The sequence below is a fragment of the Paenibacillus sp. FW126-R14 genome, from assembly GCF_058789495.1.
Window position 1 is genome coordinate 52,388 of sequence record NZ_JBYTBS010000034.1, and the last position, 25,532, is coordinate 77,919.

A 25,532-nucleotide genomic window follows, 5' to 3' on the forward strand; every position below is an offset into this window, starting at 1 on the left:
GTGTTTGAACGTGGCGGAGGGGAAGTGTACCTCCGCCATGCTTACAAATAACCATAAATAGCGGAAGGAGGGATAATCAATCATTCAGGGTACGGCAATGACAATATGGTTCTGACACAAGAGCTTGGCTGGCTGCGACGTGCTTTCTGATTTAGATTGGCTGAGGAGCTTCAGACAGAGCCTCGGCAAACCACAAATTGAGGAGGTTATTTCATGTTGAAAGGAAAGGGAATATGGAAGCTAGCTGTTAGGAAAATGATTGCAGGTTCATTAGCAGCGTGTATGTTCGCATCTTTTCAAACCAATTTTGTATTTGCGTCGCCAACCGACCAATCATTGACAAGACTTCCGGGGGTTGTTGTAACGGCGAGCAGTGAGTGGAATAAAATGTATGCCAGCAGAACGATTGACGGAAGCGTGGCGGGTGACAGCTCTACCTGGACTTCCAACCACAATGTGAAGCCGCACTGGCTGAAGATTCAGCTTCCTTCCGAAAAAACGATCGCCAAGTACGTGCTTCACCACTTTGGCGTATTTGGAGACAAGGGCTTAAACCCGCAGAGCTTCAAAGTAAGCGTAAGCACGGACGATATTAACTGGACTCAGGTCGATCAGGTGGAAAACAACATCTACGATGTCACGCAGCGTACGCTTGCAGCGCCTGTTACGGCCCGCTATGTTAAAGTCGAGTATATTACCCCGCAGCAGCCCTTAGAAGCAGCGGGCGGCATGGAAGCCCGCCTTGCCGAAATTGAGCTCTTCAGCAGCAGCGATGCCGTAAGCAGTCTATACAACCGGGTACCTGTCATTACGTTGAATGATCGGACAGTCGGCTACACAGGCGATCCGGTCAATTGGTATACGAATGGCGCAACCGCGCCAATTGCATATAAAAGCGAAAATCCCGATTATACACAAATTCCTTTTAAATATATATATAAAAGGCATGGCGTCACAGAAACATTTACGGAAACGGCACCTTCCCAAATCGGTCAGTATGATGTCAAGGCTATATTTGCAGGGAATGACACGTACAGCAGTGCCGAGAGCAATACTGCCCTCCTTTCGATCACCAAAGCAGCTATAAAGCTTTCTCTTGAAAGTAAGACCTTTACGTATACAGGTAATAATGTACCAATGACGGGAGCCGTCGTATATCCGATCAAGGTGCCTTATGGTTACAAATATAAACCTCTTACCCCGGGTGCTCCATGGAGAAACACAGCTCCAATCGATGTAGGAACCTATATGGTCAAAGCGGTATTTAGCGGAAATGATGTTGCTCTGAACGCGGAAAGCAATGAAACGACGATGACAATCCTTCCGGTTTCTGCGAAAACCGATTGGTCGGAACTGAGCACGCTCCTGTCAGGAATTACGGAGAAACAATCTGCTGAAGATAATAGCATTAATATTACTGGCGGCAAGTACTTGGCTGCGAGCATGCTGATGGGCAATGGAACGTTCGGCGTCATCTCCGATGCCAGAAAAAATCAACAAAGTTATTTCCTTTCCAGCGGCGATGCTTTCGGAAGTTCCAAACTGGTGAATGCCCGGTTGACATTTGGCAATGGAGATCCCATTGTGCCATCTCCAACACCTCCGACGCCACCCATTTCCTTTTTGTTTAATTCCTCCAGTTCTTCACCCGGTGAGCCGTCTGAGGAAATTTATAGTCGAGCTGTAGACTATGCCTTTGACTCGAATGAGCTTACGGAGTGGCTGTCTACGACACAAAAAGTGTCGCAAACAACCGGATTGCCGCGTCCATTGGAGAAGTGGGTCAGTGTGCAAGGAAGCCAGCCGTTTACTTTCAACAAGATCGAAATCAAGCATCATAGTGTGCTTTTTCCGGATGAAGCGAAGTATAACCTCTACAATTATGATATTCAGACTTCCAATAATGGAACGAATTGGACGACAGTGCAAAGCGTAACCTACAGTACTTATGGGGCTGGCGCTCCGGTCAGTACGTTTGATTTCGCTGCGCCGATCACGGCCAAATATTTGAGGGTGTATACAACGACACCTGTGAACCCACAATATGAGACTCTGCATTTTCCCAAGGATATGACCTCCGCGCGCATTACGGATATCAATTTGTATAATAACGGCGCCAATGTGATTAATCCGCCTAAAGTGAATGACGGAAGCTTCTCGCACGAACGCGATATGTTGAATGCCGAAATCCGCAGCAAAATGAAATATAACAGCAATTCGGTCAGTTACCAGAGCTGGACGGCGGACGACCAGAATGCCATGTTTACGAACGTTACCTTGGACAGCTCAGCTTCCGGTCCGCAAAAAGTGAAAATCCAATTGACGAGTCCGGTGCTTGGCGGAGTGACCAATGAGACCGGAACCGACGGCAATGCGATCTGGTTGACAAGGCACGATGAAACGGGATTTGTTTTCCGGGGAGCAACGGCAACCAAAGTGATCAAGGGCAACTATCAGATGGGAGCGGGCAACGTGATTATGTTGACGCTGAATCCGGGGGAGACGGCAAAAATCGCTACCGTGCTGTATACGCACAGCGGACTGAAAGCTCCGGCAGGATCAGGTTCCATTCTCGCCACCAAAGATATTACGACCGTGAAAAATATTGCTGTACAGAAGTTAAATGCCATAACGGAAACTTCGATCGATACTGCCCGTTCCTATCACCTGAATTGGTGGAAAAATTATTGGCTTAAATCGTATGTGAAACTAGCCGACCCGGTCATACAGAACTATTATTTCACTAGTCTTTATATTCTGGGCAGTGGTGTTCGTCAAACGCCGGAATGGGCCGAGCAGCCGAATGTGGTCGGAGGTTTGAACGGCTTGTTCGTTACGAATGATAATGCAGCAGCCGACGGGAATGCCGTTCTGAACTATAACTATGAAGCGCCGTTCTATGGCGTGTATTCCAGTAACCGCACGGATATGATGCAGCCTTATTACGCAGATCTCGTGAATACGTTAAGTTTTGAGCAGCAGAGAACGGCCGATAGAGGATATCAGGGTGTTCAGACTGACAGACAAATAAGACAACTGGGCGCCTTCTACGGAGTGGCAGCTGCCAAGCCGGTTGTTGCTAGTAAAAAGGTTCCCCAATTGTCAAGCGACCAAAAAACAAATGTTCTTCTCTATACGCGACCGCTGCTGTGGGATTGGCAGTACAACAGAAATGATGAAGATCTGAGAAGATTTATTTATCCTTCAATCAAAAAGACCATCGAGTTCTACGTTGATTTTGTAGTCAAGAAAGAGGATGGCAAATACTGGGTGTTTAATAGCGCGAATAACGAAGGAGGCTGGAACATCAATGCCTCCATGGACATGGGCTATATTCGAACGACATTTAGAGAGTATATGGAAATGGCGCAGCGTTTAAATGTCGATGCGGATCTGGTCGCCAAATGTCAGGAGATACTTGCCAATCTGTCTCCGATTCCGACCAGTACGAACAACCCGACGACCGTTAGCAACTTAGCCCAGCTTGGCTTTAGCCATAACAAGGAGATTTTTGTCGGCGGCGTTGAGAGCACGAACCCCATTCAAGTTAGAGTCTATGATTTGCCGTGGGCAGCTTACATCTCGAGCAACAACCAGCCTGTTGTCTTGGAAGGCTCCGTTCATCCGAGCGAACTGATCCATATCGGTTCTGACCCTGCCCTTCTTCAAATTGCTAAGGATACCTTTGAGTATGGCGACTATTTAAATCCGCACACGAATGGCGGCGTAGGCAATGGGTTCCCGAAATCGTACACGATTGCAGCAAGATTAGGATATAAAGCTGATCAATTAACCGATATCCTCCATAGAAACCTGAGCATGAATATCTATAGCAAGAATTTCTACGAGGGTGAAAATTTTGAAACTGCGGGTACGCTGGAAAGCGTCAACAGCATGCTGCTGCAGAATGAGTTGACCGACATGGCTGGCGGAACGTACGAAATGCGCCTGTTCCCGGCGTGGAGCAAAAACGTTGACGCCAAATTCGTCACCTTGCGTGCGAAAAACGCATTCCGTGTATCCAGCGAACTGAAAAACGGCAAAGTGCAGTCGGTCGAAATCATCAGTGACGCGGGTAAAACGTTAACCCTTGTCTCTCCTTGGGCGAAAGGCATTGTTGTTAAAGACAAAAACGGCAATACGGTCCCTGCAGCAAAAGGTACCACGAAATATACAAACGAGGCTGCCTATACGTTCAACACCGTGGTTAATGGCGTTTACACGATTACAGAAGCGCCTGCGAACTAAGTATATTTAGGAGAATACGCGAAAGGCTGTCCCCAGTCATATCTATGACTTGTGAGACAGCCTTTTGCGTAGTTATGCTTTTGTGGGGCAAAATAAGCAGTATTTCCCTCTATATTCCCAGCGAGGTTATCTTAAGCCTCAAGCGAACTAAGCGTCTTCTCCTCGCACTCCTTGGAGCAGAAGCTGTTATGCTCCTCTTCGCAAGCTTCGCAGCACACATGCTTCAAGTGGCACAAATCGTTTGCGCAGTTGATATAGCGATCCTCGGCCGTTCCGCAGTGGTAGCATTTGCCCACGACGATATCCTCATCCGTGCGGTTGATGGGAACTGAAATCCGCTCATCGAAGACGTAGCATTTGCCGTCAAAGAGACGGCCCTTCACTTCTTCATCTTTGCCGTAAGTGACAATTCCGCCATCAAGTTGGTAAACGTCTTTGAAGCCTTCCTGAATCAGGAAGCCGGACAGCTTCTCGCAGCGGATACCGCCGGTGCAGTAAGTGAGAATCGGCTTGTCCTTAAATTCCTGGAGGTTGTTCCGAATCCATTCCGGGAATTCACGCGTCGTTTCCACGTCCGGGCGAATGGCGCCGCGGAAATGTCCGATCTCGTATTCATAGTGATTGCGGCCATCCAGAACGATCACATCTTCTTGCTGAAGCTTCTCATAGAAATCTTTTGGCTTCAAATGCGTGCCGGTCAGCTCGTTGGGATTCACATCTTCTTCGAGACGGAAGGTTACGAGCTCCTTTTTTGGGCGGACGAACAGCTTTTTGAAAGCATGTCCTTCACTCTCGTCGATCTTGTAGACCATATCTTTAAACAAAGGCATTTGGTTCATCATCGCCATGTAGGCATCGGTTTGCTCGACGGTTCCTGACAAAGTTCCGTTGATGCCTTCCGGGGCGATCAGGATGCGGCCTTTAATGCCGAGCTCTTTACAATAGGCCAAGTGTTCACGAGCCAATGCTTCATGATCTATCACGTTAACGAATTTATAATACAACAAAATGCGGTATGGAGAGCTTTGTGCTGTCATTGACTAAACCACCTATACGTTATAAAATGCATGCCCCGAACAGACGGAGCCTTATGCATATAGTGACATAAAACCGCACATTTTTCAATCAACCAGCAATTTTTGGATGGTGTGAAAAACCTCTTCCAGGGCAATCGCAAGGGTTTGCAGCTGGTTTTGAATCCAGATGGTCTTCGTTTCATCCAGAGGGGTGGATTGCTGCAGTGTTTCTTCAAGCGCTGTTGCCGCGGCAAGCACGCGATGGGCAGACAGGTTGCTTGCTGAGCCGCGCAGCGTATGAAGCTGAGAGATGGCAGCATCGTATTCGGTTTGTTGAATGGCCGTTGTAAGCCGATCTATCGAATCTTTGGTCTGCTCATGAAATTTCCTCAACATGTTGTGGTAGATATCCATTTTTCCTCGCAGCCGCTCGAGGGCTTCTTCGGTATCCAGGCCGGGAGCAGTCATTTTGCCGCCGCTCAAACTTAACATGTTATGGACGGCCGCGAACAAGCGGTCAGGCATGATCGGCTTGGAGATCACTTCATTCATTCCTGCGCGGATACAGGCTACACGCTTCTCTAAGGTCGAATCTGCGGTGAGGGCGATAATGGGAATGTGTCTCCATTCAGGCTTAAGCCGAATGCGCTTAGCGGTTTCGATCCCGTCGAGATCAGGCATATGGATATCCATCAGGATAATTTGGTAATCTGAGGTTTCCAGATGCTGCAGGGCCTCAAATCCGTTGGAAGCTACTTGGACGATACCATTCATGCTTTCTAGCAAAGAGCGGGCGACGGTCTGATTAATTTCATTATCTTCAACAAGCAGAATCCGCGGAGAGGAAGGCCAAACTTCCTTTATGTCAAGCGCTCCCGCTCCCGGCCTGCCTGTCGCATCCGAAGCAAGCATATTCTGCAAGGTTTGGCAGAGAATGCTCTTGGAGATCGGTTTAACCAAGATCGCATCCGGCGCGGCTTCGGGCGGAAGCTGCTCTAAAGCGTCCCGTCCCGCTAAGGTCGTATAAATAATCGTTTTCAAATTATGGCGGTTACACGCCTCAAGCATGTCCAGCCACACTTCCTCCCCGTACATATCAAAGGCTTCCATGTCGAGCAGCACCAAGTCCAGTGGAGTGACGTCAATGACTTTCCTGGCTTCCTTCCACGAATACACGCCTGCCCCTTCCTTGCACATCGATTGCAGGGATTGAAGCAGCACACTGTGCAGCTCGGGGTGATCTTCCACGAGAAGGGCGCGAAGCGGGAAACACAGCGGTGTCTTCATCGTTTGCGGCGTTAAGGCAAATGGGAGGCTGACGCGAAAAACAGTGCCGATCCCGGGACTGGAGGAAGCTTCAATCGTACCGCCCATATGATCGATGATGCTCTTGGAGATCACAAGACCAAGTCCCGTTCCCCCGAATTTGCGGCTTGTGACTTCATCGGCTTGCATGAACGGCTGGAACAACCTGGCAAGCTGCTCTTCGTTCATGCCAATTCCCGTATCGGCAACCGTGAAGCCAAGGCGTACTTCTTCTTCCCGCAGGTGCTCAACTTGGACGCGCAGCGCAACGGTTCCTTGTTCCGTGAATTTAATGGCGTTGCTGGTTAGGTTCAAAAGCACTTGGTACAAGCGCAGAGAATCACCAATGAGACCAAGCGGCACTTGTTCCTCGATATCGCAAATAAAATCAACCGGCTTATGGCCGAGCAGCACGCTAAGCGTTTCACACACGCGGTCGATCGTGTCATCCAGCAGGAAGGCATGATGCTCAATCGCCAGCTTGTCTGCCTCCAGCTTAGAGAAGTCAAGGATGTCGCTAATAATCTGCGATAAGGACAGCGAGGATTTCGTAATTTTACTCATATAGTCCCTTTGAAGCGAAGACATGGCCGTGCGTTCCATCAAGTGGGACAGTCCGACGATTCCGTTCAGCGGCGTCCGAATTTCGTGGCTCATCCTTGCCAGGAAAATGCCCTTGGTTAAATTGGCGTCATCGGCTTCCTGCTTCGCGCGAATCAGCTCTTCTTTGACAAGCCGCCGATCCGTAATATCCCGCGAAATGGCAGAGAAGTAACGTTCCCCTTTTTCAGCAGGCGTATGGGGGACAACCGTGACGGAGACGAAGATGCGGCGCTGTTCTTTCGTTAACGCTTCGGCTTCAAATTCCCAGAACCCTTCTCGGATCGCGGTAAGCAGGCCTTCATCGAAATCGATGTTGCTTCGGATGTCCACGTACTCGCTGAATAAGCGAAGTGTTTTTTGTTCCTTATGTAGTCCAATTAAGTTTTTGCCGGCTTGATTCATATAGAAAATATAGCCCTGCTGATCAAAGGTAAGAATGGCATCCCGCGCACTTTCTACAATCGTAAGGAGCCGCATCTTCGTCTCATTGCTTTCCTTGATATCGCTGATGTCGCGGGCGATGATGACATACCCTTTCAAATCCCCTCCCGGATGCGTAATTGCGCTGACGCTCACTTGAACGAAGAGGCGCGTGCCGTCTATGCGATGCCAAATCCACTCCGCATCCTCTTTGAGGTGGCGCAGCGTTCGAATCACGAGGGCTGTGCAGTCGGCAGGCACGAATTCCCCAAGCTCAAGCGTGTACTTGGCCGCTCTTTCTTTCAATTGATCTTGATCCATCCATAGCAAGGGGGTTGCTTTTTTGTGTACGTCTGTGAACGTGTAGCCAAGAAGTTCTGTCGCCCGCCGGTTCAAATGATTGATGGTAAAATGCGGGTCCGTGACGATCATCGCGTATTGATTGTGCTGAATGAAAGCTTCGAAAGGCTCGAACAGCTCGCGCAGGTTTTCGATCATTCCATTGACGGAATGCGCCAAAGCGCCCAATTCATCTTTGCTTTTGAACATAAGAGGCTTTATGTAGAAGTCGCCGGCAGCCACGGATTCCGTGACGCGCAGAATTTGCTGAATCCGTGAAATAATGAGCGTGTTAGCCGTTAAGCGGATCAAAAGAAACAGGATGGCGGCAGTAATGACGATCAAGCCGACTGTCGACCAAAACAATGGACTGGCAGGCGCCTGGAAGAAAGCATCCGGCAAAGAGTAAGCAAGATGCCAGGATAATTGCGGCACACGAGCATAAAACCATTGCGCTTCCTTGCCGTTTTCCAAATGGACGTCCAAATATCCCTCATCTTGCTGCAATGCTTTATGAAAAGTATCTGCCAGAGAAGGGTTGTCGGCGATAATGTTTTTGGTGAAAATTTTGGAGAGATCGGTATGATACAGAAAAGTGCCTTCGTCATTCACAATGACGGCCTGTGCGCCTGCAACCGGAGGGTGAAGATGATCACGAAAAGCAGCCTCTGCGTCCAGCGAGATATCGACGAGGCATGTCAATTCTTTTTGATCATTGTAGACAGGAGCAGTAATCGTAATCATGAATTTGCCGGAAACTTTGCCGAAATAAGGGTCAGAGATGTACGTTTTGCCGAGTAAGGCCTCTTCAAATCTCCGCTCGCCTTTAATGTTCAGTTCGTTGCCGGAGGTAAGACGTAAATTTCCGTCCAGATCCGCAACGCCCATCGCAAAGAAGCGATTATTGCCTGTTTGCAATTCTTGGGCCAAATAATTCAACTGTTCCTGCAAAGTTCCCCGCCTCATCACGTTTACCCGGCTAACCAGCTCTACTTCGGCTAGTCGAATCGACAGGAAGTCGTACAAATTTTGAGCGGAATTGGAGACAGAGGAGATCGACTGGGTTTTTAACTGCTGAATTAATTTATCTTTCGACAGCTTATAGTTCGTAAAGCCAACGACGGATAATGAAAGGGTTGTGATGAGAACAAGTAGTGCAACCAGTTTAAAACGCAAGGAAGATGACATAAGGTGCCTCCGCAGTTTGACAAAATGTTAGGAAAATTTACAAATTTCACACCTGTTTTGCGTAATTCATTTAACGATTTTCATGTATGATTAAGGGTAAAGGATGATTTGAGTATAACATCTTAGTTCGATCATTCATTCATAAACTTGGAGGAATTTAACTCATGCGATTTACTGTAAAAACGAAAATGATCACCGTATTTGCAATTATTTTTCTCATGATCGGAGGGTTAAGTTTTACGGATATGACGCGGATGGGCGTCCTGAAAGACACCAGTTCGGACATGGCTACGAATTGGATGATCGGTGTACAAGTTATGGATGAGATTCACTATAACTCAGAACATATCTTAACATTGTTTTATCAGAAAAAGCTGGAGCCGGATACGAAAAAGCATGAGCCGTTCGATACCGAAATCGCCAGCTCCATGACAAAAATCGACAAATTGTTAGAAAACTATAAGGGAAGTCTCTCCGGGGATGATGATACGACGCAATTCGATGAACTTAACAAAGATTGGGATGCGTTCAAAGCTGCATTTGCAACAAATAAACAGCTAACCGCTGATCCAACGAAAGTGAAGGAAGCTGCAGCAAGCCAGCAAGCGATGTCAGATGCTTTTGGTACTGCGCAAAAATCGATGGCGGGGATGGTCGTCTTTAACCAGGAAGGCGGAAAACAGGCCGATCTGGACAACATTAAACTTTATGAAAAAAGCCTGAAAACCTCTGCAATCGTACTTGGTGTAATCATCGTGTTCATGATATTTACTTGTTACATGCTTGTTAGAAATATTTCTGCCCCTGTTCGCCGAACGTCACAAGTTTTAACCCGAATCGCCAATGGCGATCTGACGGTGGAGCCGATTGTCTTGAAAAATAAAGACGAAATCGGTGATTTGGCTGATTCTGTGAATCAGATGGCCGACCACCTGCGCTACTCGGTGCAGCAAATGCTGCAAGCCGCAGGCAGCGTAGCGACGTCCTCACAGCAGTTGTTTGCAAGCTCCGAGCAGAACACGTCCGCTTCCCAGCACGTGGCGGCAGCTGTGCAGGAGGTTGCAGCCGGTGCGGATACTCAAGCGCAAAATGCGCTGGAATGCGGCACTGCCATGGAAGAAATGACAATTGGCATTCAACGGATCGCTGAGACGACTTCCGATGTTTCGGGACTGTCCGTTACCGCTGCGCAAATTGCCGAGGAAGGTACGCACTCCATGGAGCGGGTAGTCCATAAAATGCAAGCCGTCAGCCATTCGGTAGATGCGGCGAACGAAGTGATTCAAGAGCTGGAGAAGCATTCCCAGAACATCGGACAAATCTCTACCCTCATTGGAAATATCGCTTCCCAAACGAATCTGCTCGCCCTAAATGCGGCGATTGAAGCGGCACGTGCCGGCGAGAGCGGCAGAGGCTTTGCGGTTGTAGCCGGGGAGGTTCGCAAGCTGGCTGCCCAGACAGACGATTCCGTGCGCGATATTTCGGAACTCATTTCGAACATGCAAAGAGATGCTTTGCGTGCTGCGGAAGTTATGAATGCGGGACTGCTGGACGTGCAGGAAGGGTTAAAAGAAGTAGGCAGCGCGGAAACGGCCTTTGGTCAAATCGTAGCGGCTTCGCAGGAAGTGGCTGGCAAAATTCAAGAAGCCGCTGCTGCAGCCGAGCAGATGGCTGCTTCGTCGGAACAGGTTGCCGCAACGGTAGCAAATGTCGGTTCTGTTGCACAGATGACTTCTGGAACCGCGCAGTCCGCAGCTGCCGCAACGGAAGAGCAGCTTGCTTCCACGGAAGAAATTACTTCATCTGCGAGAAATTTGGCGAGCATCGCCCAAGATCTGCATCAAGTGGTAACGAAATTTCGAATTTCTTGATAATTGGGCTGGCGTAAAAAAACTTCCTGAGGCTGACTCAGAGAAGTTTTTTTATTTTTTTGCACAATGTGCTGTGGAATCGATTAGACAACAATAATTAGGTGATCCGGAGGCTTTTCCATATCACATAATTGAAAGCGTTTGCGTATACTAGAGTAACTCGTAAAATGTTCTACGAGTGCCAATACTTGTAGGAGGTGGAAGATGACCATGTATTTAAAAAATATGTTATCGGCGTGCATGGGACTCTGGTTTTTGGTAAGCCCCTGGGTGTTTGGATTTGAAGCTCAAACGGATGCGTTTTTTGCCTGTGTGCTGCTTGGCGGTTTGCAATTCGTGGGGTCTCTGCTGGCTCTGGGCAAAACAGGGAAGCGGGTCTGGCAGAACTGGCTGTGCCTGGTGATCGGGGCTATATTCATTCTCGTTCCCAATGTGTTTCACGTAGGATTGTTCGCCTATTTCTTATTTGTCGTGCTTGGCTTTATAACGATTCTTGTCAATTATGCGAATTTGTACGCCGAAGAGCAATGAAGCTGACAAAAATATCGAACAGGGGATACTAAAGGCGAATTCCGTATATCCGGGAGTCGTCAAAGGTGAACCCTGTTTTTTGTGTTAAAAATAAGGGTTGCATGTGTGTTTTATTATGTCATAATGATAATATCAAATTGACAATAACAAATGAGCGAGGCAGTGACACCCTTGAATACAGAACATGCAAGCAGCTATAAAGCAAGTAATTATCGCACGCCGGACGGTGCGCCTGCGGATATAGTGATCTTCACGATTACTTCCGAGGCGAAGGGGTCCGTGAAGAAGGCTCTCCCGCTGAGAGAGCTGCAGGTATTGCTGATTCAAAGAAAACAGTGGCCGTTCGAAGGCCAGTGGGCCCTTCCGGGCGGTTTCTCGACGGAGACGGAAACGATTCATGAGAGCGCCCGGCGCGAGCTGACCGAAGAGACGGGCGTTTCGGACGTCCACCTTGAATATTTTAACGTGTACAGCACGCCGCAGCGCGATCCCCGGGGATGGATCATCTCTCACGCTTACTTCGCGTTGGTTCACGAGAGCTTCCTGGAGAAGCGGCAGGCTGCCGATGACGCTGCCGATGTCCGGCTGTTCCCCGTGGAGGAAGCGCTGGCCATGGATCTCGCTTTCGACCATGAGATCATCATTCGCGATGCGCTCGCACAGATTCAGCTAAAGATGCTGACGACGACGATCGCGAAAGAATTTTTGGCCGAGGAATTCACGATCAGCGAATTGTATCAAGTGATTCAAACGGTCGTCCCGACGTTCAACGAGCGGAATTTTATCCGTAAAATTACGTCTACCCAAAGCCGCAAAGGCATTATCGAAGAGGTTTTGGATCACAACGGACAGGGGAAAATGTCCAACAGGTATTCCCAACGCGCCGCCCAGCTTTACCGTTTTACCGATTACGTGCCTCAGCTGTCCATATACAGCTAGGCCTCTCTTTTACGTTTTGATATTGTCTTATTAATATTATCAAACATACACAATGGAGGAGTGGTTCAGGATGAAAGCATTGATTATTATTGATTACACGGTTGATTTTATTGACGGGAAGCTTCCTTGCGGGGAGCCGGGCATGGCGATTGAAACGCGGATCTGTGAAATTACCGAGGCATTCGTCGCCCGGCAGCATTTTGTGGTCATGGCGGTGGATCTGCACGAGGAACAGGATCCGTACCATCCGGAGACGAAATTGTTTCCTCCGCACAATATCCGCGGTACCGCAGGACGCGATTTATACGGCAAGTTGAAAACGGTGCATGAACAACATGAGCACGAAATTGATTGGATGGACAAAACAAGGTACAGCGCCTTTTGCGGCACGGATTTGGAGCTGAGGCTAAGGGCCAGAGACATTAAAGAGCTGCATCTGGTTGGCGTTTGCACCGATATCTGCGTGCTGCATACAGCGGTGGATGCTTACAATAGAGGTTTTGATATCGTCGTGCATGAGGACGCTGTCGCCAGTTTTAACAGGCAGGGCCATGAATGGGCTTTGCAGCATTTTGAAGGCACATTAGGGGCTAAAGTTGTTCGCGGTTTGGAGGTATGAAACAGCTGCGTTAACAGGAATGCTAGGATCATCCAATATGATGAAGGAGATGTCACCTATGCAACATACCAAACAAGCTGAGATTCAAGGAGCCTTGCACGTGCTGAATGAAATTAACACGGATGGCGAAATTCAGCGCCGTATACAGTTTCTTAAAGCGTATCTTCGATATACAGGAGCTAAAGGCTACGTGCTTGGCATGTCAGGAGGCCAGGACTCGACATTAGCAGGCAAGCTGGCCCAAATGGCGATCGATGAGCTCAATGCGGAAAGCGGCAAGGATGCCTGTCAGTTTATGGCGGTAAGGCTGCCTTACGGCATTCAACAGGATGAAGCGGACGCACAGGCGGCGATTCAGTTTATAGCGGCGAGCCGGGTGGTGACTGTGAATATTCAACCTGCCGTGGATGCATCGGTGCGGCAATTTGCGGAAGCGACGGGCGAAGCTTTGAGCGATTTCCATAAAGGGAACGTCAAAGCCCGCGAGCGTATGAAGGTGCAGTATGATTTAGCCGCGCATTACGGGCTGCTGGTGCTGGGAACGGATCACGCCGCTGAGGCGATTACCGGATTTTATACGAAGCACGGGGATGGCGCCTGCGATGTGGCCCCGATTTACGGCCTCGACAAGCGACAAGGCAAGGAACTGCTGAAGCGGCTGGGCTGCCCGGAACACTTGTATTTGAAAAAGCCTACGGCCGATTTGGAAGATTTGAAGCCGGGTCTTCCGGATGAAGAGGCGCTGGGAGTCAGCTATGTGCAGTTGGACGATTATTTGGAAGGCCGCTCCCTCCCTGCTGATATCGTCCGCAAAATCGAAGAACGTTACGCGGTTACAGAACATAAACGCAGAGGACCGGTCACTTGCTACGACACTTGGTGGAAAGGATGAAAGATATGAACTACGACAATTTGACGCTTCACACGGATAAATATCAAATTAATATGATGTACGCACATTGGCTGCAAGGAACTTATAGGGACAAGGCGGTTTTCGAGGTGTATTTCCGCAAGCTGCCTTTTGACGGCGGGTACGCGGTTTTCGCCGGATTGGAGCGGCTCGTCCATTACATTCAGCACCTGCATTTCGGGGATGACGAAATTGCTTACCTGCGCGAGCAGGAGGAGCATTACCGCGAAGACTTTCTGGAGGCGCTGCGCGCGTTCAAGTTCAGCGGCGATCTGCAAGCGGTGCCGGAAGGGACGCTGGTTTTCCCGAATGAGCCGCTCGTTCGCGTGGTGGCGAGCATGTTTGAGGCGCAGCTGGTAGAGACGGCGATTCTCAACTTCGTGAACTACCAGACCCTCATCGCGACGAAGGCTTCGCGCGTCAAACAGGCTGCACCGAACGACGTTCTGCTGGAGTTCGGCACGAGACGCGCCCAAGAGGCTGACGCCGCGATCTGGGGCGCAAGAGCCGCGTATGTCGCGGGCTTTCACGCGACTTCGAACTTGCGGGCCGGGATGCTGTTCGGCATCCCGACGAAGGGCACCCACGCGCACGCATGGGTGCAGGCGCATGACACGGAAGAGGAAGCCTTCCGTGCTTATGCCGAGGCGCTGCCGGAGCAAGTGACGCTGCTCGTTGATACGTACGACACGCTGCGCAGCGGCGTGCCGAACGCCATCAAGACCGCGCGCATGCTGCAGCAGCAGGGCAAGCGCATGAACGCCATTCGCCTCGACAGCGGCGATTTGGCGTATTTGTCCCAGCAGGCCAGGCAGATGCTGGATGAAGCGGGCTTCCCCGAGGTGCGGATCGTCGCCTCGAACGACCTCGACGAGAACATCATCGAGGGACTGAAAGCCCAAGGCGCCAAAATCGATGTCTGGGGCGTCGGCACCCAGCTCATCACCGCGGCCGATCAGCCTGCGCTTGGTGGGGTTTACAAGCTGGTTGCCCGTGAGAAGAACGGCGAATTCGAGCCGGTCATCAAGATTTCGGGCAATCCCGAGAAGGTGTCCAATCCCGGCTTCAAGGAAGTCTACCGGATCGTCAACAAGCAAACAGGCAAAGCGGAAGCGGATTACTTGGCACTGGAGCACGAAAGCGATATTCAGCGGGGGGAGCGGATCAAGCTGTTCGATCCTACCCATACATATATCTACAAGTATATTGAAAACTATGAAGCGGTTCCGCTGCTTCAAGCTATTTTTGCCGGTGGCGAGCTGGTCTATGACCTGCCGACGCTGGAACATATCCGGGCGTATCATGCGGAGCAGATGAAGACGTTTTGGCCGCAGTATCTTCGCAAGCTGAATCCGGAAGGATACCGCGTAAACTTAAGCACGGAGCTGTGGGAGCTTAAGATGAATCTCATTCACGCGCACACAAAGATGTGATTGGTTAAAACTAGTGGTATGATAGACATTGGGCGTACTCTTTCAAGAGCTGTCACACCATATTTTATATGTTGGAGGTATGAGCCAATGTCAACGAAAGCATTTACACAAGGCGTCCAGCTCAATAATGGCGTGCATATGCCATGGCTGGGGTTAGGCGTTTGGAAAACCCAAGAAGGCCAAGAGGTAATTGGCGCTGTCAAAACAGCTCTGCAACTGGGATACCGCAGCATAGATACTGCAGCCATCTATCAGAACGAAGAAGGCGTCGGTCAAGGACTGCGCGAGAGCGGCGTGCCGCGCGACGAGATTTTCGTCACGACGAAAGTTTGGAATGCGGATCAAGGCTACGAATCTACCCTGCAAGCATTTGAAGCAAGCCGGAAGCGGCTCGGTCTCGAGACGATCGACTTGTATTTAGTTCACTGGGCTAAACCGGCGACGTATAGAGAAACATGGAAAGCGCTTGTTCACTTGTACAAAGAAGGCCACGTGCGCGCTATTGGAGTCAGCAATTTTCAAATTCATCATTTGCAGCACGTGATTGAGGATACGGGTGTCGTGCCTGCCGTGAACCAAGTCGAGTATCATCCGCAGCTGGCGCAAAAGGAACTGCTCGCGTTCACCCGCGAGAACAACATTCAGCTGGAAGCTTGGAGTCCGCTGATGCAGGGGAATCTCGATCATCCTGTGCTGTCGCAGCTCGCGGCCAAGCATGGGAAATCGGCAGCGCAAATCGTGCTGCGTTGGGACATTCAGAACGGTGTCGTCACGATTCCGAAATCGGTGACAGAGCATCGAATTCGCGAGAATGCGAATATTTTTGATTTTGAGCTGAGCGCTGAGGATATGGCTCTCGTTGATTCGTTGAACCAAGACAAGCGCATTGGTCCGGACCCGGACAACGTGACGTTCTAATAGGAAAGAGGAATTGCCGCTGATGGTTGGCGGGGATTCCTCTTTTTTGTTTCGCGAGCGGCGGGACCGGGGGGGCTCTGGGCACGCTGGGGAGTGCTGCTGTTATTGCATTTACTGTTGCTGTACCTGTACCCGTAGCTCCCCTCCCTCCCCGCAAAAAGCGCGTGCAAATGTTAGGGAACTACAGTACGCTATTTACCTACAAAACAGCTAACTTGCAGTTTAGTGGGAACAGTGGTCCGTTATTTGGTTGTTTTTCGCGAAATCGGCTGAGTTTCGAGGAAATAAGGCCCTATAGTTCCGCCTTGGCGGCTTCAAGGACTCCTTTCGTCGAAATAACGCCCTGTAGTTCCCAGTTCGCCGAACCTCGTTCCGACTCCCCTCACTTCAGCAGCGCAATCATCTGATATACCTCGCGATGATCGCCGGGAAGCAGGTAATCCGCGACTTTAAGCTGCGAGGAACCGTCGCCGTCCAAGAACAGGCCGTCCACCAGTTGCCCGTTCCCCACCTGTTCCTGCACCGCTGTGCGGAATTGTTCGCCTGTGCAGGGTGTCGGGGCAACGACTAAGTAAACGTTATTGTTTCTGTCATAAACAATTCCCGAGCGCATGCGTTTCTCATCAATGACGGGCATCTCCTCCGAAATGGCCTGGGCCGCCCATCCGTCGGGATTGGTCAATCCCATGCTTACGCCCCCCTGCGCCCAGTAATGGTTCCGGTCCATCACTTTCAGCTCCTCGGCGTTTTCAACGACCTGAATCGTGAAAGTTTGTGCTTTCTCATCCCAGACCAACGTTCCCCGTTTGCGGTCAATATTAAACCAGCCGGAGCCGTAATCGCCAGGCTGCCCTTTGACGGGGCGATCGTTGATGACGGCGATGCTCAGCAGATAGCCCTGCCAAAAGAAGCCGCCATTGATGCCATTTTCGCTCATGTCCGTTACATTCCCGGTAATGGCCTTCAGCCCGATGTTTTGAGGCGGTGTCTGAATACTATGAAGGGTAACGCCATTGCTGGCTTGGACGACGCGGTACTCGGAGATTGCGAGGTTCGGCGGTTGGTCATTTTTGTGATACCCCAAGATAATCGTCCATATGAAACTAGTTAGCATAATCAGGATATAGATAAGTAGGGTGGCTGCGTTACTTTTGGCTGGACGGATCGTAGACATAGGCATAAGGCAACTCCTATTCTCTTAAATCAACTCTTTCTATCATTCTATGAAAATCACAAAAGAAATATGCTTGACGCATGAAAAAAGCCCATCCGCCTAGTGATAGAATCACTCAGACGAATGGACTTTCTTTTTATGTAAGAAGGCTTTTTAGAAAATAGGAATTCGGGCTTTATTTCCATCCTTTGCATATAAAATGGCTTCTGAACTAAATAAGTCAACATGCTCTAACGTTTGGCCAAGGTTCGTCGTTGTAAATTTGTTATAACGAAGAGCGTTGATCAGAGAGGGAATTAGTTTGTGATCCGTGCCAATAAAGTTCACAGAAATCGGTCTCTTGTTAAATAAAATATTCATTCTCAACTTCAGCTCATCTCCTAACATGAAAATTATTATCAATTAACTGAGTTTTAAGCGTAACATGGCTTGTAAAGGATGTCCGTCGATTAACGTTGTCGGAAAAGCACTACTTTTGTCGGTGTGAGATCGGGTAGGCTTGATACAACGGTTGTTATTTGGGTAATACTGATTATCATAACGAGTAAATGTTAGCAACGTGCTGAGGAGGCATGGTACAATTAATCAAGTCTCTAATGTAACAATCAGGAGGAGGTCGAACTTCGTGTCAAATCCGGATGAGAAGAAAATCCACACTTATCAAGATTGGCTGACGTGGGATGGATCCTGGGAGCTAATTAACGGCAAGGCCTACAATATGTCGCCGGCTCCGACTTCTTTGCATCAATTTATTGTTGGAGAGCTCCATTTCTCCCTACGGACATTTTTTCAGAATCGGAGCTGCTTAGTGTTCGTGGCTCCATTTGATGTATTTTTCAGCGAAAGTGGTGAGTATGAGTCACCTGATCATATCGCACAGCCCGATCTCTCGGTTGTTTGCTCGAAAGAGATGATCTCCAAAAATGGCTGTCACGGTGCTCCGGCTATCATCATTGAAGTGCTGTCGCCATCGACGGCATTAAAAGATTTTAATGAGAAATTCAACTTATATCAGAAGTATAAAGTGCAGGAATATTGGATTGTTGACCCAGGGAATCGAACGGCTCATGTTTATTCGCTAGAAGATGGCGGCTATCAAGTGCGCCAATTATTTGCGGAGCAGGATACTATCCAATCCTATGTGTTTAAAGATTTACAAGTGCCCATGACCAGACTGTTTAGTCTGGAATAGGGAAATGACCGGCCCTCGAGGCCGGTCATTCTCCTATAAAAATCTTACCTGATTAGGGCACTTATGAATGTAGAGGCTGTCTAGACAGCCGTACTATTCTCTTAATTTTGTATACATACTAAAACTAGATAAGTCCAGTACAATATTCGCCGCCATAAGCAAATCCAATCCTAAAAGCCCATTAATCTCAAGTTTTTCATGCAAGGCACCAACATCGAGCTTGGAACTTTCAATCTTGAAGTCACCCAGCGTGACAAAATCAAACGCTTTTCTAAAACAGCTTTCTTCGCCGCCGATGCCGAAAGCACTGACGAGTTCGTCTCCAGTTTCAAAATAAACACCAATATCAGCTACAGCATCGGCGGAAAGGAGAGTGTGGGAAGCACCGGTATCAATGACCAGCTTGTCTATTGTGAGTGCTTGTCCCTTGAAATTTATCGTAATCGAGGTCTGCAGCAGTCCATCCACAAGATCAACTTTCATACTGAGCAACTCCTCGTAAGCCTCTAAGTGAGCGGAGTTCAATCTTCAGCTCTTCATTCGAGGTGTGAGACACAACGATACCGTCCTTTGAACGGAGCAGTTCTAGAGTTGCTTCCTTGGGATCCTGAATAGCTTTAATCAAGGCAACTTCATCTACATATTTGGTATTGCCTTCGGTATGGGATACAAGGATTTGCAGCTTAACATATTGGTCAGGATAAATCTTACGTACTTCTTCCCATTGCATAGCTGGCACCTCCATTAGGTTCTGATACCTCTATTTTATCACAAAACATCTGAGTTCCCTTCAATTTTTTCTAGGTATCCGAGGCTTTTATCCAATCGATACAAGAGAGCTGTTCAGCCTGGAATAGCAAGAACCGGCCTCAATCGCTCGAGGCCGGTCATTCTCCTATAAAAATCTGCGATGATGCTTCTTCCCATCATAACTGAACAACACCGGCTTATCTTCGACAATCGTATGCATATGAATGGTTTTGCCCCAGAGCTTGTAAATGTAGGGGAGCGTTCGCTCGACATATTTGAGATCCAATTCAACCCCTTCATAGGCATGCTTCAAATACAGCTCGCCATTACGCTGGTAGTCGCCATCCTCCACGACGATGTAGGGGAATCCGCCGTTCACACGCGAATAAATCAGCTGATCCCGGGTATTTTCCCACGTTTTATCGGTAATTTTCCACTCCGGACCTTTCTTCTCAAAAATATATAAATCCAGCTCCTCCACTAACGGCTTATTCAAATAGTTCCGAATGAAAGATGTGTCGGATTCATACTCGCGGACTTCGAATATTTTGCTTCGGCCTTCGCCTTTCTTGCGACCTTGCGTCCGGATTTCCTCTTCGGTCGGATTATCCCAGCGCTTCTCGATGTCTTCAAATATTTTCAAACCTAAATAATACGGATTCAACGTATGCCGGGAGGGCACGACGACCGATGAGTTAAGCTTGGAGTATTCAATGGTTTCCTCTTCGGTCAAATCCAACTCCCGCAAAATGCGTTGATGCCAGTACGAAGCCCAGCCTTCGTTCATGATTTTGGTTTCCAGCTGCGGCCAGAAGTACAGCATTTCGTCGCGCAGCATCGTCAGAATGTCCCGCTGCCAATCCTCCATGTACGGCGCATTTTCTTCGATGAAAAGTAGAATATCTTTCTCCGGCTTCGGCGGAAAGCGTTTGACTTCCTCTTTATCGGCTGCAGGAGCAGGTTTGCTTTTGGCATCAAGACCCCATAGATCTTCATAACCGTAGGTTAATTCAGAACGCGCAGCAGGAGCTGAAGCTTTGTTCGTTTCTTGCCGGTCGCGGGCCTGCCGATAGGATAGGGTAAGGACAGGATCGATATGCTCTTGAATCGCGAGTACGGCGTCGATGAATTGTTCGACTTCGTCAATGCCATGCTCGAGCTCATACTGGCGGATACGCTCCGCCGTAGCGGACATGCTCTCGACCATGTTCCGGTTCGTTTTGGAGAAACGGACGTTGTTTTTAAAAAAATCGCAGTGCGCCAGCACGTGAGCGACGATGAGCTTATTTTGAATGAGGGAGTTGCCATCCAGCAAGAAAGCGTAGCAGGGGTCGGAATTGATGACCAACTCGTAAATTTTGCTTAACCCCAGGTCGTATTGAGTCTTCATTCTGTGAAAATTTTTCCCAAAGCTCCAATGGCTGTACCGGGTTGGCATCCCGTATGCTCCGAATGTATAAATGATTTCCGCAGGACATATTTCATACCGCATAGGATAGTAGTCGAGCCCAAACCCCTTGGCAATTTCCGTTATTTCATCAATGGCGTATTCAAGCTGCTGAATCTCGGTTTTACTCATTGAACAGCCACCCCTTCCTGCTTGGTAAAAAAGGTTTTTAACGCTTTGTAGACTTCGCCTTTCTCGCGGATGACGTAATGCAGAAATTTAGGGTCGTGAATATGACGAAAAGCAGACATGAGTGTGCTGCTCCGATTGTACTGATTCACTTCTCCGTATCCAAACATATTGCAGCGCTCCATCAGTTGGGAAATGAGTTTCACGCAGCGTTCGTTATCTGACGTTAAATTATCTCCATCGGAGAAATGGAAAGGATAAATATTAAACTGCGAAGGCGGATAGCGTTTATCGATGATATCGATGGCGGTTTGATAGGCCGATGAGCAAATCGTGCCGCCGCTTTCGCCTTTTGTGAAAAATTCTTCCTCGGTGACCTCTTTGGCTTCCGTATGGTGCGCAATGAAGACGATTTCCACATTCTCATATTTCGTTCGCAGAAACCGCGTCATCCAGAAGAAGAAGCTGCGGGCGATGTACTTTTCAAAGGAGCCCATGGAGCCTGACGTATCCATCATTGCAATAATGAGGGCATTCGAGTGGGGTTTCTCGACTTCGTCCCACGTTTTGAATCGTAGATCATCAGGGCTGATATGGTGGATGCCCGGCGAATTTGAACGTGAATTGCGGCGCAAATTCTCAATGATGGTGCGTTTCTTATCGATGTTGGACATGATGCCTTTCTTGCGAATATCATTGAAAATGACTTCGGTGGTCGTCATATTGCGCTTCTCTTTTTTCTGCAAATTCGGCAGCTCCAGCTCGGAGAAAAGCATGGCTTGCAGCTCCTCCATGCTGACTTCGGCCTCATAATAATCTTCACCGGCCTGGTCGCCCGCACCCTGACCTTTCCCCGGAGCTTGAGCGGGTTGGGGATCCGTTCCCAACACATCGCCCACTTGCGAGTCGCCGTCTCCCTGACCGACATGTTTGCCTTTGTTAAAATTATAACGGAACCGGTACTCATCCAAGCTCTTGATCGGTACTTTCACGACCTGCTTTCCGTTGGACATTACAATGCTCTCGTCTGTTACCAAATCAGGGAGGTTCTGTTTAATGGCATCTTTCACCTTCTCTTGGTGTCGGGTTTGATCTTGGTACCCTTTACGGTGCAAGGACCAATCCTCACGGGAAACGGTAAACAGGGGTTCTGTCATGTTGACACCTCCATGGCGTTTATGATAAGCAATGGCGCTAATCAGACATAGGGAAAAAAAGCTTGTTATTAAATATATTCAAGTGTGCGGGGGATATGTGATGGGAATTGTGATTGGGCTGTCATTGTTTTGGGGAAGTGAATTAGTAGGGTGAAAGCCATCGAGAGCATATGCTGTTCTTAATATGTAAGTAAAGAAAATTGGTGAAATTTATGGAAAAAGTAACCAGTTTCGAAGAGCTCATGGAAACCATTATCAGCATGAATAGTGAGCAATCAGTGCGTCAATTTCTTATACCTGGAAAAGGGAAATTTACGGTCGTTTTGCAAGAGGAAGATCATCTATCTATTAGTTCTGAAGTAAAAGTGAATCCAGAGCTTAAGCGCATGATTGATGAAAGTCGTGTAGAATATAAACAAGGTAAAGGAATGTCAACTTCTGAGCTTTTGAAATCATTGTCTCCTAAGGATTTTGTATAATGGAAACTCGCTCGATCATCTGGCTCCCTGCTGTTAGGACAAAGCTAATCCAGTTTCGCAGTGAGCGTTTTACTCCGGAAGAAACTTTGCTGTACGAAAAACACTTCAATTCGCCAACGTTTCAAATAAGTCTGCAGAGTTTCCTCTAGGGCATCATATCGATTGCTAATGAGCAAGTAAGCCCCTTTGTAAGTGGCAGGAGTTTCATCATCTTCGCTCAATTCTACCTTGGAAACTTCATCTTCCTTTAAACGCGTAGCCACACAGCTGCGATCTGAACATTTTTTTGTTTAGTGACTTGTTTCTCATTCCACGGATTCGGGCAGCATTAAGAGCATTTGTTTGGCCAAATCCATCCTCGTAAAACCCTCACCTTTGTTTTCGGTTTTTGCCAAATTGAAACAAGGCATACTCTAATCCACTTTTCAAGACAGCTTGTATCACAACCAAATTCATCCCCAAGAATACGTTTTAGTCGAATGATCGAAAAGCCAAGACAAAAACGGGAGTTGCTTCGCGTATGGATGAGCGCAATGCGTATCATCTAAATTTACAACATCGCTTTCTTGCAACTTCGTTTGCTCATCTTGCTTAAGACGTTCAACACGCTTCCCCCAAAATGTTTTCCAACTCATAGTATACTTAGCAAGCTTCCAAGGTTTAAACATGAGTTTCAATAAAGAGTCTTTTTGAGCCAATTCTGCCATCTGGACAACAGAAGAGCAACTGGAGATGAGACCGACAACGTAAAGAAAGCATAGCAGCCAAGATGACGCTCTATTACGTTTCATCATGCCAGACTGAGTTAAAAGTAATGAGAGGTCGAATCGCTCCCATAGGGTATGTAAAATAGGTGCACCCGCACACTGGCTAAGCTGCAATTCACGGAATTTTGGTTTTTGTAGCGCATTCTAAAGTTATTGTGGCTATTTCTAAAAGTCAAGTATCAGATAGGAAGGCAGACAGGGATAAATGAGTTCATAGTTTAATTTTCGCAAGTCCATCTGGAGGTTCGGACATGCCTTGCACAATCGGACCAACTCTTTATACAGCAGCTAATGATGTGGACAGCTTCCGCCGAGAAATCGTTGAATAAGCGGATCATGCTGCAACTTGCGAAAGTGAAAGAGCCGCTCGCAGCCAAGGATCCAGCCGATGAAGAAATAGAGTAGGATTCGGTAATCCGGAAAAAGCGAAATGCCCGCTTTGACGCAGGACAACCCCTGCAAGGCTTCGGAGAGCTTGATCTTTTCCAGATACGCCAAGAAGATTTTGCTTCCGCCGACGTTGGTCGTATGTTGTAGTGAAAATTCTGTCTTGATATTGCTGAAGGGCATGATAGACTTCACCTTAAAGGTGCTCCTCTCTTTGGGTGATGTTGTCTTCGCAAACACCATTCTACCAAAGGTTGCAGCCCTTTTTCTTATTTTTAGAGAAAGTCACTTTCGAAATTCAGGTTTGTTTCTATTCGAGTAGCGTTCATGCATCCGCAGGTTTTTCGGTTTTCATTTTTGCTTTGACTTCTGATAGCAGATAAAAATAGGATCTGTGAAAGACTAAAACCTCAAACTATCATTTCAAAATGTTGACAGTATCTAGCAGTATATGGTAATATTTTTTCGAAAGTAAAATATGGTTAGTATAGGTAGTTTTTCATGAAAAAGAAATTTTTATATTCTATTCCAATTGCTGCAATTATTTTAGGGGCTGCACAAGTAAGTGCTGCAGGCAATACCCAGGATGAATCTTTTAGCTTTAGCTTTGCAGCAACTAATTGGTTAGGGTTAGGAGGAACACAATATCAAGCTACTTCAGACCGTGTAAAGCAAGACAACACAAGCTCCTATATGAAAGTAAACAGTATGACAGCTAATTATTCCTTTACAGGTTGGGTAGAAGTCGGGAGCACAGATGAGTCTGGCGGCAATTATTATACTTTCAGCAGCGGGACTACAAAGAAATTGAAAAACTATGTATTTGAGAACCACGGCCCTAATACATCAGTGCATATAAAAGCAAACTTGGGCGTAAAAGCGAATGTTTCTGCCTCTGGTGTTTGGAGTCCAGACAGTATTTAAATAGCTAGAAAATATAAAATAAGCGAAGCAACTTTCGTACCATTGTTGCTTCGCTATTTGCTTTCAGGAGTGGCTAACATGCACATAATTCGCTTTGAACTCAAACGAGCATTGGAGAGATCGTGGTTTTGGATCGTTATATCGATTGGAATCGTTTATTCCATATTACATTTTGTATATAGGGTACTTCCTTACATACCAACCAAACATGAGATGCCATTATCTGCATTTAACGCTTGGTTTCCGATGAGGCCAAACGAGTACTTCTCAGTATCCTTGTATTTATTGATGCCGATTCTTTCTGCTCTACCTTATGCGGATAGTTACTATACTGACTTACATAGCAAATACATCAATTTTATTGCATCACGAGTGCCCAAGAAAAGTTATTTGATGGCCAAGATTACATCTGTCTTTTTAACAGGCGGTCTTTCTTTTACTTTTATAATCTTGTTCAATTTTATTGTTGTGTCGAGTTTTTTACCGATCGTGTATCCGCAATTTACCGATGGGACTTATACTGTTGGAAAGAATAGTATGTGGAGCGAATTATTATTTACATCCCCCTTTATGTATATTTTTTTATATACCACTATCAATTTTGTATTTGCGGGTTTGTTTGCTGTTTTTTCATTGGCTATTTCTTCATGGGTGACACACCGATTTGTGGTTTTACTTGTTCCTTTTATTTTGAATTTATTTATTTTATTTCTATGTGATTGGTTGGAACGACTCTATTATGCTCCATTTTATTTTTTGCCTCCTGGACAAGCCGCTATGTTAATA

21 protein-coding genes and 2 pseudogenes are annotated in these 25,532 nt (G+C 47.7%); 12 read left to right on the plus strand and 11 right to left on the minus strand.

Annotated elements, in window-relative coordinates:
- Positions 1 to 213: 213 nt before the first annotated feature.
- On the plus strand, positions 214 to 4,248 hold the full coding sequence (locus tag AC3WRW_RS20380) for a discoidin domain-containing protein (protein ID WP_492548133.1): 4,035 nt from the start codon (positions 214 to 216) through the stop codon (positions 4,246 to 4,248).
- 131 nt (positions 4,249 to 4,379) lie between these two features.
- On the opposite strand, the gene trhO is transcribed toward AC3WRW_RS20380, so the two are convergent.
- Together trhO and AC3WRW_RS20390 are read right to left on the minus strand one after the other, a co-directional pair.
- Positions 4,380 to 5,285, minus strand: a complete 906-nt coding sequence (gene trhO, locus AC3WRW_RS20385; RefSeq protein ID WP_492548134.1) for an oxygen-dependent tRNA uridine(34) hydroxylase TrhO — start codon at positions 5,283 to 5,285, stop codon at positions 4,380 to 4,382.
- An 84-nt stretch (positions 5,286 to 5,369) separates the two neighbouring features.
- Positions 5,370 to 9,119: a response regulator gene (locus tag AC3WRW_RS20390; protein ID WP_492548135.1), complete on the minus strand. Its 3,750-nt coding sequence runs from the start codon at positions 9,117 to 9,119 to the stop codon at positions 5,370 to 5,372.
- A 164-nt stretch (positions 9,120 to 9,283) separates the two neighbouring features.
- Between AC3WRW_RS20390 and AC3WRW_RS20395 the strand changes: the two genes are divergently transcribed.
- From AC3WRW_RS20395 to AC3WRW_RS20425, 7 genes are all read left to right on the plus strand, one after another.
- The gene (locus AC3WRW_RS20395) at positions 9,284 to 10,990 is read left to right on the plus strand and encodes a methyl-accepting chemotaxis protein (RefSeq protein WP_492548136.1); all 1,707 of its coding nucleotides are present in this window, start codon (positions 9,284 to 9,286) and stop codon (positions 10,988 to 10,990) included.
- 204 nt (positions 10,991 to 11,194) lie between these two features.
- Positions 11,195 to 11,521: an SPW repeat domain-containing protein gene (locus AC3WRW_RS20400; protein WP_492548137.1), complete on the plus strand. Its 327-nt coding sequence runs from the start codon at positions 11,195 to 11,197 to the stop codon at positions 11,519 to 11,521.
- A 150-nt stretch (positions 11,522 to 11,671) separates the two neighbouring features.
- Positions 11,672 to 12,460, plus strand: a complete 789-nt coding sequence (locus AC3WRW_RS20405) for an NUDIX domain-containing protein (RefSeq protein WP_492548138.1) — start codon at positions 11,672 to 11,674, stop codon at positions 12,458 to 12,460.
- A gap of 70 nt (positions 12,461 to 12,530) precedes the next feature.
- Complete coding sequence (locus AC3WRW_RS20410) at positions 12,531 to 13,079, plus strand: cysteine hydrolase family protein (RefSeq protein WP_492548139.1); 549 nt, start codon at positions 12,531 to 12,533, stop codon at positions 13,077 to 13,079.
- Positions 13,080 to 13,137: 58 nt separating this feature from the next.
- Positions 13,138 to 13,971, plus strand: a complete 834-nt coding sequence (gene nadE, locus AC3WRW_RS20415) for an NAD(+) synthase (RefSeq protein WP_492548140.1) — start codon at positions 13,138 to 13,140, stop codon at positions 13,969 to 13,971.
- Between the two features lie 5 nt (positions 13,972 to 13,976).
- Complete coding sequence (locus AC3WRW_RS20420; protein WP_492548152.1) at positions 13,977 to 15,422, plus strand: nicotinate phosphoribosyltransferase; 1,446 nt, start codon at positions 13,977 to 13,979, stop codon at positions 15,420 to 15,422.
- Positions 15,423 to 15,509: 87 nt separating this feature from the next.
- Positions 15,510 to 16,340, plus strand: coding sequence for an aldo/keto reductase (locus AC3WRW_RS20425; RefSeq protein ID WP_492548141.1), 831 nt, complete (start codon positions 15,510 to 15,512; stop codon positions 16,338 to 16,340).
- A gap of 382 nt (positions 16,341 to 16,722) precedes the next feature.
- On the opposite strand, the gene AC3WRW_RS20430 is transcribed toward AC3WRW_RS20425, so the two are convergent.
- Both AC3WRW_RS20430 and AC3WRW_RS20435 read right to left on the minus strand, forming a co-directional pair.
- A complete protein-coding gene (locus AC3WRW_RS20430; RefSeq protein WP_492548142.1) occupies positions 16,723 to 17,514 on the minus strand; it encodes a hypothetical protein in 792 nt (263 codons plus the stop codon).
- A 153-nt stretch (positions 17,515 to 17,667) separates the two neighbouring features.
- The gene (locus AC3WRW_RS20435; RefSeq protein WP_492548143.1) at positions 17,668 to 17,880 is read right to left on the minus strand and encodes a hypothetical protein; all 213 of its coding nucleotides are present in this window, start codon (positions 17,878 to 17,880) and stop codon (positions 17,668 to 17,670) included.
- Between the two features lie 259 nt (positions 17,881 to 18,139).
- On the opposite strand from AC3WRW_RS20435, the gene AC3WRW_RS20440 reads away from it, so the two are divergent.
- Positions 18,140 to 18,706, plus strand: a complete 567-nt coding sequence (locus tag AC3WRW_RS20440) for a Uma2 family endonuclease (protein ID WP_492548144.1) — start codon at positions 18,140 to 18,142, stop codon at positions 18,704 to 18,706.
- Positions 18,707 to 18,799: 93 nt separating this feature from the next.
- Here the strand turns inward: AC3WRW_RS20440 and AC3WRW_RS20445 are convergent, their stop codons facing one another.
- The 4 genes from AC3WRW_RS20445 to yhbH form a co-directional block, all read right to left on the minus strand.
- Complete coding sequence (locus AC3WRW_RS20445; RefSeq protein WP_492548145.1) at positions 18,800 to 19,189, minus strand: aspartyl protease family protein; 390 nt, start codon at positions 19,187 to 19,189, stop codon at positions 18,800 to 18,802.
- Positions 19,179 to 19,436 (minus strand): hypothetical protein, encoded by a 258-nt coding sequence (locus AC3WRW_RS20450; protein ID WP_492548146.1) that lies wholly within the window; start codon positions 19,434 to 19,436, stop codon positions 19,179 to 19,181. Before AC3WRW_RS20450 ends, AC3WRW_RS20445 begins: the two co-directional genes overlap by 11 nt.
- A 165-nt stretch (positions 19,437 to 19,601) precedes the next feature.
- On the minus strand, positions 19,602 to 21,035 hold the full coding sequence (locus AC3WRW_RS20455) for a SpoVR family protein (RefSeq protein ID WP_492548147.1): 1,434 nt from the start codon (positions 21,033 to 21,035) through the stop codon (positions 19,602 to 19,604).
- Positions 21,032 to 22,189 (minus strand): sporulation protein YhbH, encoded by a 1,158-nt coding sequence (gene yhbH / locus AC3WRW_RS20460; protein WP_492548148.1) that lies wholly within the window; start codon positions 22,187 to 22,189, stop codon positions 21,032 to 21,034. Before yhbH ends, AC3WRW_RS20455 begins: the two co-directional genes overlap by 4 nt.
- Positions 22,190 to 22,401: 212 nt before the next feature.
- Here yhbH and AC3WRW_RS20465 point away from each other — a divergent pair, with 212 nt between their 5' ends.
- On the plus strand, positions 22,402 to 22,668 hold the full coding sequence (locus AC3WRW_RS20465; RefSeq protein ID WP_492548153.1) for a hypothetical protein: 267 nt from the start codon (positions 22,402 to 22,404) through the stop codon (positions 22,666 to 22,668).
- 44 nt (positions 22,669 to 22,712) lie between these two features.
- Here the strand turns inward: AC3WRW_RS20465 and AC3WRW_RS20470 are convergent, their stop codons facing one another.
- The 3 genes and pseudogenes from AC3WRW_RS20470 to AC3WRW_RS20480 form a co-directional block, all read right to left on the minus strand.
- Positions 22,713 to 22,931: a hypothetical protein gene (locus AC3WRW_RS20470; protein ID WP_492548149.1), complete on the minus strand. Its 219-nt coding sequence runs from the start codon at positions 22,929 to 22,931 to the stop codon at positions 22,713 to 22,715.
- A 189-nt stretch (positions 22,932 to 23,120) separates the two neighbouring features.
- On the minus strand, positions 23,121 to 23,375 hold the full coding sequence (locus tag AC3WRW_RS20475; protein WP_492548150.1) for a hypothetical protein: 255 nt from the start codon (positions 23,373 to 23,375) through the stop codon (positions 23,121 to 23,123).
- 231 nt (positions 23,376 to 23,606) lie between these two features.
- Positions 23,607 to 24,017, minus strand: a pseudogene (locus AC3WRW_RS20480) (IS1380 family transposase); the annotation flags it as partial.
- A gap of 306 nt (positions 24,018 to 24,323) precedes the next feature.
- On the opposite strand from AC3WRW_RS20480, the gene AC3WRW_RS20485 reads away from it, so the two are divergent.
- On the plus strand, positions 24,324 to 24,746 hold the full coding sequence (locus tag AC3WRW_RS20485; protein ID WP_492548151.1) for a DUF2712 domain-containing protein: 423 nt from the start codon (positions 24,324 to 24,326) through the stop codon (positions 24,744 to 24,746).
- Between the two features lie 78 nt (positions 24,747 to 24,824).
- Positions 24,825 to 25,532, plus strand: a pseudogene (locus tag AC3WRW_RS20490) (hypothetical protein); the annotation flags it as partial.